This is a genomic window from Neisseria sp. 74A18 (assembly GCF_001308005.1).
Lineage (GTDB): Bacteria > Pseudomonadota > Gammaproteobacteria > Burkholderiales > Neisseriaceae > Neisseria > Neisseria dumasiana.
In genome coordinates, this window is sequence record NZ_LGZA01000016.1 from 22,194 (window position 1) to 35,140 (window position 12,947).

At 49.0% G+C, this 12,947-nt stretch carries 13 protein-coding genes and 1 pseudogene; 7 read left to right on the forward strand and 7 right to left on the reverse strand.

Translation table 11 applies throughout. From position 1 onward, the window contains the following. Nucleotides 1-22: 22 nt before the first annotated feature. The 3 genes from AKG43_RS06370 to AKG43_RS06380 all read right to left on the reverse strand — a co-directional run bounded on the left by AKG43_RS06370 (nucleotide 23) and on the right by AKG43_RS06380 (nucleotide 2,219). Nucleotides 23-514 carry a peptidylprolyl isomerase gene (locus AKG43_RS06370; protein WP_054599731.1) on the reverse strand — a complete coding sequence of 164 codons (492 nt, stop codon included), beginning with the start codon at nucleotides 512-514 and terminating at the stop codon, nucleotides 23-25. Nucleotides 515-576: 62 nt separating this feature from the next. Next, on the reverse strand, nucleotides 577-1,524 hold the full coding sequence (trxB, locus tag AKG43_RS06375) for a thioredoxin-disulfide reductase (protein ID WP_054599732.1): 948 nt from the start codon (nucleotides 1,522-1,524) through the stop codon (nucleotides 577-579). A 134-nt stretch (nucleotides 1,525-1,658) separates the two neighbouring features. Then, nucleotides 1,659-2,219 carry a hypothetical protein gene (locus tag AKG43_RS06380; protein WP_054599733.1) on the reverse strand — a complete coding sequence of 187 codons (561 nt, stop codon included), beginning with the start codon at nucleotides 2,217-2,219 and terminating at the stop codon, nucleotides 1,659-1,661. 139 nt (nucleotides 2,220-2,358) lie between these two features. Here AKG43_RS06380 and AKG43_RS06385 point away from each other — a divergent pair, with 139 nt between their 5' ends. The 3 genes from AKG43_RS06385 to AKG43_RS06395 all read left to right on the forward strand — a co-directional run bounded on the left by AKG43_RS06385 (nucleotide 2,359) and on the right by AKG43_RS06395 (nucleotide 4,738). Then, nucleotides 2,359-2,724 carry a gamma-butyrobetaine hydroxylase-like domain-containing protein gene (locus AKG43_RS06385; protein ID WP_054599734.1) on the forward strand — a complete coding sequence of 122 codons (366 nt, stop codon included), beginning with the start codon at nucleotides 2,359-2,361 and terminating at the stop codon, nucleotides 2,722-2,724. Nucleotides 2,725-2,780: 56 nt separating this feature from the next. Then, nucleotides 2,781-3,518, forward strand: a complete 738-nt coding sequence (ubiE, locus tag AKG43_RS06390; RefSeq protein ID WP_054599735.1) for a bifunctional demethylmenaquinone methyltransferase/2-methoxy-6-polyprenyl-1,4-benzoquinol methylase UbiE — start codon at nucleotides 2,781-2,783, stop codon at nucleotides 3,516-3,518. 374 nt (nucleotides 3,519-3,892) lie between these two features. Then, entirely contained in the window at nucleotides 3,893-4,738 is an 846-nt protein-coding gene (locus tag AKG43_RS06395; RefSeq protein ID WP_054599736.1) for a 23S rRNA (adenine(2030)-N(6))-methyltransferase RlmJ, read from the forward strand. Nucleotides 4,739-4,805: 67 nt separating this feature from the next. On the opposite strand, the gene AKG43_RS06400 is transcribed toward AKG43_RS06395, so the two are convergent. Continuing rightward, nucleotides 4,806-5,489, reverse strand: a complete 684-nt coding sequence (locus tag AKG43_RS06400) for an energy-coupling factor ABC transporter permease (protein WP_082403002.1) — start codon at nucleotides 5,487-5,489, stop codon at nucleotides 4,806-4,808. Nucleotides 5,490-5,555: 66 nt separating this feature from the next. Further along, on the reverse strand, nucleotides 5,556-6,191 hold the full coding sequence (locus AKG43_RS06405; protein WP_054599737.1) for a hypothetical protein: 636 nt from the start codon (nucleotides 6,189-6,191) through the stop codon (nucleotides 5,556-5,558). Between the two features lie 119 nt (nucleotides 6,192-6,310). On the opposite strand from AKG43_RS06405, the gene AKG43_RS06410 reads away from it, so the two are divergent. From AKG43_RS06410 to ribBA, 3 genes are all read left to right on the forward strand, one after another. After that, nucleotides 6,311-6,664 carry an arsenate reductase gene (locus AKG43_RS06410; RefSeq protein WP_054599738.1) on the forward strand — a complete coding sequence of 118 codons (354 nt, stop codon included), beginning with the start codon at nucleotides 6,311-6,313 and terminating at the stop codon, nucleotides 6,662-6,664. 21 nt (nucleotides 6,665-6,685) lie between these two features. Continuing rightward, nucleotides 6,686-7,144: a DMT family transporter gene (locus tag AKG43_RS06415; protein ID WP_054599739.1), complete on the forward strand. Its 459-nt coding sequence runs from the start codon at nucleotides 6,686-6,688 to the stop codon at nucleotides 7,142-7,144. A 128-nt stretch (nucleotides 7,145-7,272) separates the two neighbouring features. Further along, nucleotides 7,273-8,640, forward strand: coding sequence for a bifunctional 3,4-dihydroxy-2-butanone-4-phosphate synthase/GTP cyclohydrolase II (gene ribBA / locus AKG43_RS06420; RefSeq protein ID WP_054599740.1), 1,368 nt, complete (start codon nucleotides 7,273-7,275; stop codon nucleotides 8,638-8,640). Between the two features lie 25 nt (nucleotides 8,641-8,665). Here the strand turns inward: ribBA and AKG43_RS13275 are convergent. Both AKG43_RS13275 and AKG43_RS06425 read right to left on the reverse strand, forming a co-directional pair. Then, a pseudogene (locus tag AKG43_RS13275) lies at nucleotides 8,666-8,806 on the reverse strand (lipoprotein signal peptidase); the annotation flags it as partial. A 78-nt stretch (nucleotides 8,807-8,884) separates the two neighbouring features. Continuing rightward, the gene (locus AKG43_RS06425) at nucleotides 8,885-10,198 is read right to left on the reverse strand and encodes an anaerobic C4-dicarboxylate transporter (protein ID WP_054599761.1); all 1,314 of its coding nucleotides are present in this window, start codon (nucleotides 10,196-10,198) and stop codon (nucleotides 8,885-8,887) included. Nucleotides 10,199-10,679: 481 nt separating this feature from the next. Here AKG43_RS06425 and mutL point away from each other — a divergent pair, with 481 nt between their 5' ends. Continuing rightward, complete coding sequence (mutL, locus tag AKG43_RS06430; protein ID WP_054599741.1) at nucleotides 10,680-12,662, forward strand: DNA mismatch repair endonuclease MutL; 1,983 nt, start codon at nucleotides 10,680-10,682, stop codon at nucleotides 12,660-12,662. Nucleotides 12,663-12,947 lie beyond the last annotated feature (285 nt).

Genomic DNA, 12,947 nt, shown 5'->3' on the forward strand with positions numbered 1-12,947 from the left:
ATCTGCTTATTTTGTTAGGCCATTACACGATTTCGGCTTTGGTAATCACCACGGCATCTACCGGCACATCGTCGTGATAGCCATGACGTTTGGTTTGTACATTTTCAATGGCATCAACCACATCTGTACCTTCAACTACCTTGCCGAATACGGCATAACCCCAACCGTGAAGGCTGGGCTCCGTGTGGTTCAGAAAGGTATTGTCTTTGGTGTTGATGAAAAACTGTGAAGAAGCAGAGTGGGGTGCCTGCGTGCGAGCCATAGCGATGGTGTATTTATCGTTTTTCAGGCCGTTTTGCGCTTCGTTTTGAATCGGATCACGGTTTTCTTTTTCGTTCATGTTTTCATCCATGCCGCCACCTTGAATCATAAAACCTTTGATAACACGGTGAAATATCAAACCATCGTAAAAACCGTCTTTCACATATTGTTCAAAATTTGCTGCCGTAACGGGCGCTTTTTCATGGTCGAGTTCAATGCCGATAACACCGAAGTTGGTATGCAGTTTAATCATGGTTTATTCCTTTCTGGTTAATCATCATTTAGGCCGTCTGAAACGTTCAGACGGCCGGCTTGTTAATGTTGGCGGTCCAGCCAGCGTTCCGCATCCAATGCAGCTTGGCAGCCCGATGCCGCACTGGTAATGGCTTGACGGTAGGTATGGTCTTTTACATCACCCGCAGCCCATACTCCCTCGATATTGGTTGCACCTACATTATCGGCGCTGCCGCCCTTGGTAATAAGATAACCGGTTTCATCCATATCGAGCTGGCCTTTGAAAATATCGGTGTTGGGTTTATGGCCGATAGCGATAAATACGCCTTGCACGGCAATATTTTCGGTTTTACCGTCATTGTATTTCAACTGCGCTCCGTTCACACCTTTATCATCTCCGGTAATATCTTCTAAAACCGCGTTCAGTTTCAAGATGATTTTGCCCTCGGCCACGCGCTGCATTAACTTGTCGACCATAATTTTTTCGGCACGGAAGGTATCGCGGCGGTGGATAAGGGTAACGGTGTTGGCGATATTGGCCAAATATAATGCTTCTTCAACCGCAGTGTTGCCTCCACCCACTACTGCAACATCCTGTTGTTTATAAAAGAATCCGTCGCAAGTGGCGCAAGCCGAAAGACCTTTACCCGCAAACTTTTCTTCAAACGGCAGCCCCAAATATTTTGCCGACGCGCCCGTAGCAACAATTAATGCGTCGCAAGTATATTCGCCCATGTCGCCGGTAAGCGTAAAAGGGCGGTTTTGCAAATCAACGGTGTGGATTTGATCAAAAACGATTTCTGTGCCGAAACGCTCGGCATGAGCAAGAAAACGAGCCATCAATTCAGGGCCTTGCACGCCGTCGGGGTCGGCAGGCCAGTTGTCTACCTCGGTGGTTGTCATCAATTGGCCGCCTTGGGCAATGCCGGTAATAATCACAGGTTGCAGGTTTGCGCGGGCAGCATACACGGCAGCGGTGTATCCGGCAGGGCCGGAACCCAAAATGATGAGTTTATGGTGCTTACTCATGGAATTTCCTTGAGAAAAATGGTTTTTAAACAATTTCTTAAATTTATCAACTGCTCGGCGGCAATCGAAAGGATAGGGTATTGAACACAGGCCGTCTGAAAGCATTCAATTTGTTTTCAGACGGCCTTAAATAGTTAGCGGCGACGGAACCCCCCGCTGCGGCGGGCCGGTGCACGATGGTTCGGCTGTGCTTTATTGGTTTGGCGGTAATTGGGTTGAGCCGCCCGGTTTTGGGCAGGAACGGTTTTCGTATTTAACTGTTGGCTGGTTCGCTGTTGGGCTTGAGCCGATTGGTAATAATTGGCTTGGGCACGGCGTACGGCCGGAGTGTCTGCCCGCGCCTTTTGGAACTTGTTGGCCAGAGCGTTACCGATAAACGCACCGGCCGCAGCACCGACCAAGCTCTGCAACAGCCAGCTGCCGCTTGCCTGATCATAAATATACTGTTGCCCGTCTGTGCCGGTAACAGGCTCGCCGTTATTACCGTTGGCCAAAAACTCTGCGGGAATGGTGTCTTTAACCGCGCTGGCCGTCAGCTCGTAAACCGTATTGTCTTGTTGGGCATTTTGTTGGCTCAATTGCTGCTGTAAAGCCTCGATTTGCTTTTGCTGCTGCTCCAATTTTGCCTGAGTGTCATCTTTACAAGCAGTAAGGGCAAAAGCAGAAGCAACCGTCAGAATAATGATTTTTTTCATCGTTTTTCCGTTTTGATATAAAGAGGGAAAAGCAGAACGCTCGAATAGATAATATAGGGTAGGGCAGGATTTATTCAAGGCCGTCTGAAACATTTGCTGTTAAAATAGCGAAAATCTATTTTATTACTTCTCCGTCTCAATGAAACACGAAGCCCCGCAAGAAATACGCCTCCAACACGACCGCACCACATTAACCCTCTTATATAACGACGAAGCCAAAACACTTTCGGCCGAATATCTGCGCGTATATTCACCCAGTGCAGAAGTGAGAGGCCATGCACCCGGCCAAGAAATTCTACAAACCGGCAAATCGGGAGTAACGATTACCGATTTAGAATTTGTCGGACATTATGCTTTAAAAATCACTTTTTCAGACGGCCACGACAGTGGTTTGTACGACTGGGATTATTTATATAAATTGGCACACGAATACGATACAATGTGGGCCGACTATTTGAAAAAAATCGAAGAGCAGGGCGCTTCCCGCAAGCCTTTAAACGTTTAGCCGTCTGTAAAAATAACCACCTAATTTATTTAAAATTCAGAAAAGAAAGCCAAAACATGAGCGACAACAAAACCCATTTCGGCTACCAAACCGTAAATGAAAGTGAAAAAGCCGGAAAAGTAGCAGAAGTTTTTCACTCGGTAGCAAAAAACTACGACATCATGAATGACGTCATGTCGGGCGGGCTGCATCGTGTTTGGAAGCACTTTACCATCAATACCGCCCGCCTGAATAAAGGCGATAAAGTATTGGATATCGCAGGCGGTACCGGAGATTTGTCGCGCGGTTGGGCCAAACGAGTAGGCAAGGAGGGCGAAGTATGGCTTACCGACATCAACTCCTCCATGCTTTCCGTAGGGCGCGACCGGCTGCTTAATGAAGGCATCATTCTTCCCGTATCCTTGGCTGATGCGGAAAAACTTCCTTTCCCGGATAACTATTTCAATCTCGTATCCGTTGCATTCGGTTTGCGCAATATGACGCATAAAGAAGCCGCACTTAAAGAAATGTACCGTGTATTGAAGCCCGGCGGTACTTTATTGGTTTTGGAATTTTCAAAAGTATTCAAACCTCTAGAGCCGGCTTATGACTTGTATTCCTTCAAATTGCTGCCGCTCATGGGTAAAGTGATTGCCAAAGATGCAGACAGCTACCAATACTTGGCAGAATCCATCCGCATGCATCCTGATCAAGAAACATTGAAACACATGATGCTCGACGCAGGTTTCGACAGCGTGGATTATCATAATATGACCGCCGGCGTGGTGGCATTACACAAAGGCATTAAATATTGATGGTTATACCGTTTTGAATGCCGTCGATAATGTGGGACTTGTTCTTTGTAAGAGTTAAGCGGTTTAAGCGGTAAAGAACAAATCTCACATTATTTACTGTATATAATTTAACATAATTATGATTATGCGCATTTTAAAATAGAAATAGAATACAAGTTTTAATAAAGAATTCTCCCAAACTTTTTTGAAGCTGATATTCCTGCACAGCTATTTTTTAAGCCCTGTAATTGGCTTAAAATAAAAAGATCAAGACCTTTGCACAATCCCCAAATACGGATGCAGTTTAAGGCGTAGACAGCATAGTGGGTTGCGCCGCAAATGGGTTTTTGCAAAGGTCTCAGATTGTTCATGAACATTTAGCGGATTTTATTTTTATGCTGAGCTACCGACATGCGTTTCATGCCGGCAATCATGCCGATATGCTTAAACATTTTGTGCTGTATTTGGTTTTGGATTATTTTAACCGTAAAGATAAACCTTATTGGTACATCGACACCCACAGCGGTGCCGGTATGTATGATTTGCGCAGCGGTGAATCTCAAAAAGTTGGCGAATACAAGCAAGGTATCGAACGATTGAATCGGGCCGACAAACTTCCGGCTTTGCTTCAGGCGTTCAGAGGCCGTCTGAAAAATATGTTGCCGAGCGAAGATCTTTATTGCGGTTCACCCTGGATTGCACAGGATTTGACACGGCAAAGCGATAAACTGCGTTTGTTTGAACTGCATCCGGCCGATTTTAAGCATTTGCATAATAATTTGCAGGAAGCCGGGCTGGGAAAACGTGGGCAAATCATACAGGATGACGGTTTTCAAGGGCTGGTTGCCCTGCTCCCTCCGCCGACCCGCCGGGCAGTTGTTTTAATTGACCCGCCTTATGAAGAAAAACAAGACTATACCCGTGTGGCAAATGTATTGAAAGAAGCCCAAAAGCGTTTTGAATCAGGCTGCTATTTGATTTGGTATCCTTGTTTGAACCGTGAAGAGAGCAAAAAATTATCTGTTCAGCTTAAGAAAATTTATTCCGATAATTATCTGAACGCCGAGCTTCATGTACATGCGCCCCGTTCAGACGGCTTCGGTATGCATGGCAGCGGCATGTTTGTGGCAAATCCCCCCTATTTGCTCGCCGAGCAGTTGCAACAGACCTTGCCTGAGTTGGTAAAAATCTTAGGGCAAGATAATTCTGCCCGTTTTGTGTTGGACTTTCAGATTAAATAGGTTTGTTTCGTTTAACGTATATCGTTCACCAAACATTTTTCAGACGGCTTCAAATACGAGGTGCGGATTATTTCCAAATGCTGTTTTCCGTGTGCAAATAGCGCGAATCGTCGAAAGTTGCCAGCCATTGAGGGCGAAGTGCCACGAAGATGGCGGTAAAAATGCCGTTTAAAAATGCTTCTCCCCAAGAGAGCAGAAAAAACACGGGAAATGCCGACGACCATAAAATTTCAGCGGGAAATGCACCGGCTGTTTGTAACAGTATCACAATCAGAAATCCGGTAAACAGCATACCCAAAGCAGCCGAAATAAAGCCGTTGAGAAAAATATACACAAATAAGTTTGGCGGCAGTTTTTGTGCAACTTTGCGCATGAGCATATTTATGCTTAAAGCCGGCAACAGTAAAAACAAGGCATTCAGGCTGACGGCATTCAGATTTTCAGTTCCGTTCAGCATTGTGTAGGGAATCAGCAGAATAAATCCCAACCATAAGGCGGTTGGTATGCCCAGCATTAAGGCCGCCAAATTCATGCCGAGAAGATGGTAACTCATGCCGGCCAATTGCCCGCTGCCCAAATCGGCATTCAATGTCCACAAAACGGCCAAACAAACGGTGGTAACACCTACTGCGGCAGGTTGTGCGGCAGCCGTAACCGATGCCCTGCGGGCGGTAAACAGCAGAAAAGCCGCCCAAATAAAATGAGCGGCAAACATCCATTCGGTCGGAAACCATTGAGTGAGAAAATTCATTAATGTGTTTGTTTCCAAGTTTTCAGACGGCCTGATGATAATGTGCTTTAAGGCCGTCTGAAAAAGTTAACGGAGCTCGCGGATATCGCGCCAGCCGTCGTTGGTTTTAACTAAAGTAGCCATTTTAGTGCGTGTTGTTTCGGGATGTTTCCAGTCGCTTCCGGCTTCTTTAAATAATTTTTCAGCCCATTTTTCCGTTACAAAACGTGCTTCATACGATACTTTGCTGACAGTGAGGCCGTCTGAAGGGGTTGGCTCCGTGTACCAGTTGATTTTTTCAACTTTTTGACTGCCGATGCAGAAACGCGGCTCCAGCCCGCCCGCTTCGATTTTGTTTTTGCCTTTTTCGGTCAACTCGTAAACATAAACGCCGGTTTTGGCTGTTGTGCCCGGAAATTCAAAGGTTTCGGATGTTTGTTTTTTATACAAACCTTCGTTATCCAGCACACGCATTTGCGCGATAGCCGTTTCATTGATTTTTTCCCCTTTAACATTTCGCTCGGGAATTTTAATTTGGCTGACACCCAGCAAAGTTTGACCGGTGATTCCGTTGTTTTCGATTTTGACAGCCAAAGGCACGCATACGCCTTTTTGAGAAACGTAATGGTTGATGGCCTTTTCAAAAGTCGATTTGCTGGGCGTACTGCCGGAGCAGGCACCGAGCAATAAGGCGGAAGCAACGGTTAAAGCGGTTTTATACATTTCAGGCTCCTTGCGGATTTCAATTTTACAGTTAAAACAGCATATCCTTTTTTGGCATTCATGACAAACCTTGCGTGCGCCCTTACAATAGAGGCCGTCTGAAAACACGGATAAACGCTATGACCATTCTATACGGCATTCCCAATTGCGACACGGTTAAAAAAGCACGCACCTGGCTGGCAGAAAACAATATCGGTTATGAATTTGTAGACTTCAAGAAAACCCCGCCCGATGCTGCTTTGATTGAGCGTTGGCTGAAGGATATTCCTTTGGAAACGCTGCTTAACAAACGCGGAACCACTTGGCGCAAACTCAGCAGCGAAGAGCAGGCCGCCGCCGCAAGCACTAACGGGGCGGTTGAGCTGATGGCCGCCAATCCCAGCCTGATCAAACGCCCTATTCTTTGCCATCAAGACCGCTATTCGGCCGGTTTTCAGGCCGACGGATACGCCAAGCTGTTTCTTTCTGCATAAAATACCGGCATTGCGATTTTCATGGTTATATTTATTTGCATGGCACTGGCAGCCGGTGCGGCATTGGCCGTTCAAGCGGCCATCAACAGCCAACTTGCAAAAGGATTGCTGGTTCAGCCTTTGGTAGCGGCCACGGTTTCTTTTGCCGTCGGCACCATACTGCTGCTGGCTTTATGTGTGTGGAAAGCAGATTTAAGCGGTGCATGGCAGCAGATGCCGCAGCAGCCGTGGTGGAAATATCTCGGCGGATTATTGGGAGCGGGCTTTGTATTTACCACAATTTTTCTTGCGCCCAAACTCGGCATTACCAATATGCTGTTTTTTGTGATTGTCGGGCAACTGCTTACCGCCGCCGTTATCGACCATTTCGGGCTTATCGGTATGGCGGCACGGCCTTTTCATATTTGGCATGTGCTCGGCTTGTTGATGGTGGGGCTGGGTTTGGCGGTATTCTTTTTTGGCAGACGTTGGTTGGGCTGAATATATTTTCAGACGGCCTGAACTCTTATAAATTTACCAAAAGGTAAATTTTAATATATTTATAAAATTGCCATTTGGTAAATTTAGTAATATACTTCAGCCCAACCTACTTTCTGAAAGCTTTAGTTATGGATATTGCCGCTTTGCGCCGCCATAATTTGCGCCAATGGATTATCGAGCAATACGGCGGGCAGCAGGTTCAGTTTGCCGCAGCGGCCTCCATCAATCAGGGCGAATTATCTTCACTGTTGAAAAACAAATCATTCGGTGAAAAAAAGGCCCGAAAAATTGAGCAATCCGTGGGTATGCCGCACATGTGGCTGGACACCGTTCATGGCAATCCTGCCGAATCCCCTACCCTTACACACTCTCAAACACCTCTGGAAAACAAGCCCAAAATGAGCCATATCTCCCCTATTTCCGATATTCTTGCCGACATCAAAGCCGGCAAGATGGTTATCATTACCGACGCCGAAGACCGCGAAAATGAAGGCGATTTAATTATGGCAGCGCAATTTGTAACGCCGCAAGCCATTAATTTTATGATCAAACACGCCCGCGGCTTGGTTTGCCTGCCGATGAACGACGAATTGGTCGACCGCTTGAATCTGCCTCAAATGACGCAGAAAAACGGCGCGCAATACGGCACCAACTTCACCGTATCCATCGAAGCCGCCAACGGCATCTCCACCGGCATTTCCGCCGCCGACCGTGCTTTAACCATTCAGACGGCTGTATCGCCCACCGTTAAGCCCGAAGACATCGTGCAACCCGGCCATATTTTCCCCTTGCGCTCCCAGAAAGGCGGCGTATTGGTACGAGCAGGCCACACCGAAGCCGCAGTCGATCTGGCACAAATGAGCGGCCTGATTCCCGCCGGTGTGATTTGCGAAATTCTGAATGACGACGGCACGATGGCGCGCATGCCCGAACTGATGAAGTTTGCCGAAGAACACGATCTCAAAATCGGCACCATCGCCGATTTAATCGAATACCGCAGCCGTACCGAAAGCCTGCTCGAAGAAATGGGCGACACCACCGTTAACACGCCGTGGGGCGAATTTCAGCAGCATGTTTATGTTGATAAACTTTCCGGCGAAACGCATTTGGCTTTGGTAAAAGGCGAATTGTCGCCCGAAAAAGAAACTTTAGTGCGCGTGCATGAGCCGTTTAGCGTAATGGACTTTATCCAAGCCGATCCCAATCATTCTTGGCCTTTACCCAAAGCGCTGGAACATATCCAAAAAGCCGACGCAGGCGTGATTATTCTGCTACACCGTACCGAAGACGGCGCGGTACTGTTAGACAGAACGTTGCCGAAAAACAGCTTCCAAGTGAAAAAGTGGGACAGAAAAACCTACGGCATCGGTGCGCAGATTCTGGCCGGTTTGAAAGTGCAGAAAATGCGCGTGATGGGCAAACCCTCTTCCATGAACGGCCTGGCAGGTTTCGGTTTGGAAGTGGTCGGTTTTGAAGAAGCTCCGGAAAGCAAATAACGGGGAAAGCAGCTTTATAAAACAAAGGCTGAGACCTTTGCAAAACCCTCAGATGCGGATGCAGTTCAAGGCGTAGCAGCACAGCGAGTGCAGACATATCATACAGATAGGCAAACGAGCGAGCCGCGCACAACGCAGAAATGCGCCGCAGATGGGGGTTTTGCAAAGATCTCAGGCCGTCTGAACACGCATCTTTATGTGTTCAGACGGCCTTTCCATTTTATTTTATTAAATCCCGTTGCGCCTACAAAAACATCTCGGCAAACAATAAGCCGAAGGCCAAACTGAATGCCATGCTCAACAGCCCCGGTATCATAAAGCTGTGGTTAAAAATAAACTTTCCGATGCGTGTGCTGCCGGTCGTATCAAAATCGATTGCCGCAATAATCGGGCCATAGTTGGGAATAAAGAAATAACCGTTCACCGCAACAAAAGTGCCGATAATAATCGGTGCGGGCACGCCCAAAGCAATGGCAACGGGAAACAGCGTGGCAACCGTTGCCCCTTGACTGTTCACTAAAATCGATAAAACAAACAAAGCAAATGCCAAAGTCCACGGTGCCGTTTGCACCAAGCCCGATACCGCTTCCTGCACTTCGGCCAGATGCCCGTGCATCAGCGTATCGCCCAACCAAGCGATACCGAATACCGCAATCACGGCACGCATTCCCGCATGGAACACCGAGCCTTGGGTAATTTCATCACTATCGGGTTTGCAAAACAAAATAATCAGTGCGCCCGCAGAAAGCATCACGATTTCAATGGTGTGTGCCATTCCCATCGGCTTGCCGTCGAACATCGGGCGCAATTCAGGAAAAGCACCCATAAATACCACTAGAAACGCGGCAAACAGGAAAATACCCAGTGAAATCTTAGCTTTTGTACCGACTTGCCGAGTTGCCGCCACCGCTTGCTGCTCGTTCATCCGCACATAATCCGGGTCTTTCAGCAAATTCTGATAATGCGGATCGTCTTTAAGCTCCTTACCCATTTTGTTCACAAACACGCATGCCAGCGCGATGCCCAGCAGGGTTGCCGGTATGGTTACTTTCAAAACGACTGTCAACGTGATGTGCTGGGGTTCGAGATAAGCCACGCAGGCCACCACGGCTGCGGCTATGGGGCTGGCCACAATAGCAAATTGCGAGGCTATCACCGCCATAGAAAGCGGGCGTTCGGGGCGGATACCGTTGCGTCGGCTCACTTCGGCAATCACGGGTAATACGGAATACGCCACATGGCCGGTGCCCGCCATCACGGTAAACGTGTAGGTAACAGCCGGGGCGATAAAAGTAATGTATTTCGGATTTTTATGCAGAACACGGGTGGCGATGTTAATCATATAATCCAAACCGCCGGAAGCCTGCATGGCGGCAGCGGCAGAAACCACCGCCATAATCATCAACATCACGTCAATCGGCGGGCTGGTGGGCTGCAAGCCGAAACCGAACGACAATACCGCCAAACCGATGCCGCCGAACACGCCCAAGCCGATGCCGCCCACCCGCGCACCCACAAGAATGCACAATAAAACAATGGCAAACTGAATCAAAAACATCATCATCAAAACTGCTCCCTAAATATTTGCAAAGCCGAAATCAAGGTATTTATTAGTATATAGCGAGCCGGATATTATACATATGTAAGATTGTTTCAAAAACAGCTTACACCTATTTTGTTGACAAAAATATCCCACAAATAAAAATAATTTGATTAAATTCAATGTATTAAATATTTGCGCACCCTTAAAATGGCAAAAATATTGCCGATTGATAAAACCACGGCAACCTGCCTTATATAGAACCATGCTGATTTGCGTAATTTCCTTTCGGAAGCAGATGATTGAGAAGACATCATTAAGCAAGCCGTAGCCCGAAACGTTCAGACGGCCTACCCGCTATATATATGGCGAACAATTTAACTTTTACTGCGGCGTTGCCTTGCCTTCTGTACTGCCTGCGGCTTGTTGCCTTGTATTAAAAAATGTGTTGATTGACTATAATGCCGTCTGAAGATATGCATAAAGAAAGAGCCGCTCCATGAACCGCATCGCCGCCCTGCCCGACCATCTCGTCAACCAAATCGCCGCCGGCGAAGTGGTGGAACGCCCTGCCAACGCCTTGAAAGAAATCGTAGAAAACAGCATCGACGCAGGCGCGACGGCGGTTGATGTGGAGCTTGCCGGCGGCGGCATCAGGCTGATCCGCGTAACCGACAACGGCAGCGGCATCCATGCCGACGACATTTCCCTCGCCCTGCACCGCCACGCCACCAGCAAAATCAAATCGCTCACCGATTTGGAACACGTTGCCAGCATGGGCTTTCGCGGCGAAGGCTTGGCCAGCATCGCATCGGTGAGCCGCCTCACGCTTACCAGCCGCACCGAAAGCAGCGCGCACGCCAATCAGGTAAAAGCGGAAGACGGCAAACTCAGCGAAAGCGGCGCGGCGGCACACCCAGTCGGCACCACCGTGGAAGTGGCCGAGCTGTTTTTCAACACCCCCGCGCGGCGCAAGTTTTTAAAATCCGAAAACACCGAATACGCCCACTGCGCCACCATGCTCGAACGCCTTGCGCTGGCGCATCCGCATATTGCCTTTTCACTCAAACGCGACGGCAAAAGCATCTTTAAACTGCCCGCACAAAGCCTCAAAGAACGCATTGCCGCCATCGTGGGCGACGATTTTCAGACGGCCTCTTTGGAAATCGACAGCGGCGAAGGCATCATGCGGCTTCACGGCTTCATCGCCAAACCCACCTTTGCCAAAGGCAAAACCGACAAACAATACTGCTTCGTCAACCGCCGTTTCGTGCGCGACAAAGTGATGCTGCATGCCGTGAAACAAGCCTACCGCGACGTGTTGCACAACGCCCTCACGCCCGCTTTCGTGCTGTTTCTCGATCTGCCGCCCGAAGCGGTGGACGTAAACGTGCATCCCACCAAAACCGAAATCCGTTTCCGCGACAGCCAAGCCGTACACCAACTGGTGTTCCATACCCTCAACAAAGCCTTGGCCGGCACCCGTGCCGACCAAACCGAAAGCGTGAGCAACGCCGGCAGCGTATTGCACGACATGCTGGGCGTAACGAGGCCGTCTGAAAACCCAAGCGTACCGGAAAGCCTTTCAGACGGCCTCAAGCTGACTACGCAGCCGCAGCAACAACATTTCGGCGGCTTTGGAGACAAATCCGCACCCGCACCCTACTCCGCCGCCCGCGTACCGCAACAGCGCACCTTATCCCTGCGCGAAAGCCGTGCCGCCTTAAATACTTACGCTGAGCTGTACCGCAAAACCGAATCGGATGAAGACATCGAACTTAGCCAGTTCGAGCAAGCCCGTTTCGGCAGCCAAAGGCCGTCTGAAATCAAGCCCGAAACGGCAGTACAGCCAAGCAGCACCGATGCTGAAAAGCACGATCCCCAAGCAGCCGAACTGCCGCCTTTAGGCTTTGCCATCGCGCAACTTTTAGGCATCTATATCCTCGCCCAAGCCGAAGACAGCCTGCTGCTTATCGATATGCACGCCGCCGCCGAACGCATCAACTACGAAAAAATGAAAACCCAGCGCAACACCCTCGGCAGCCTGCAAACCCAACGCCTGCTGATTCCCGTAACCTTTGCCGCCAGCCACGAAGAAACCGCCGCCCTTGCCGACCACGCCGAAGCCTTGCGCGAATTCGGCTTGGAGCTTTCCGACATGGGCGGCAACACCATCGCCGTGCGCGCCGTGCCCGCCATGCTCGGCAAAAGCGACGTGGCCTCGCTCGCCCGCGACATGCTGCGCGAAATCGCCCAAAACGGCAGTTCGCAAACCATCGAGGCGCGTGAAAACCAAATCCTTTCCACCATGGCCTGCCACGGCTCCGTGCGCGCCGGCCGCCAGCTGACCCTGCCGGAAATGAACGCCCTTTTGCGCGACATGGAAAACACCCCGCGCAGCAACCAATGCAACCACGGCCGGCCCACTTGGGTGAAGCTCACTTTGAAAGAATTGGACGCGCTGTTTTTGCGCGGGCAATGATTGAGGAAAGTCGGTTTGTTGAAACAATATGTGAAGTGAGAAGAAGAAGGCTCTATATAGTCAATCAACACATTTTTGATACGAGACAGCAAGCCACAAACGGTGCAAGCACTACGAAACCGATTCTGTTGCCCCTTTAAGGGCTTACACAATCGTTCGTTTTGAGCTAAAGCGCAGCGGCGCGGTAGTATAAATGTGCTGATTGGCTATAAGCAGCAACGACATAAAGCGGGCAGAGATGCCCGCTTTATTTGTGAAAAATGTCATTCAAAATTTCAATCCGCT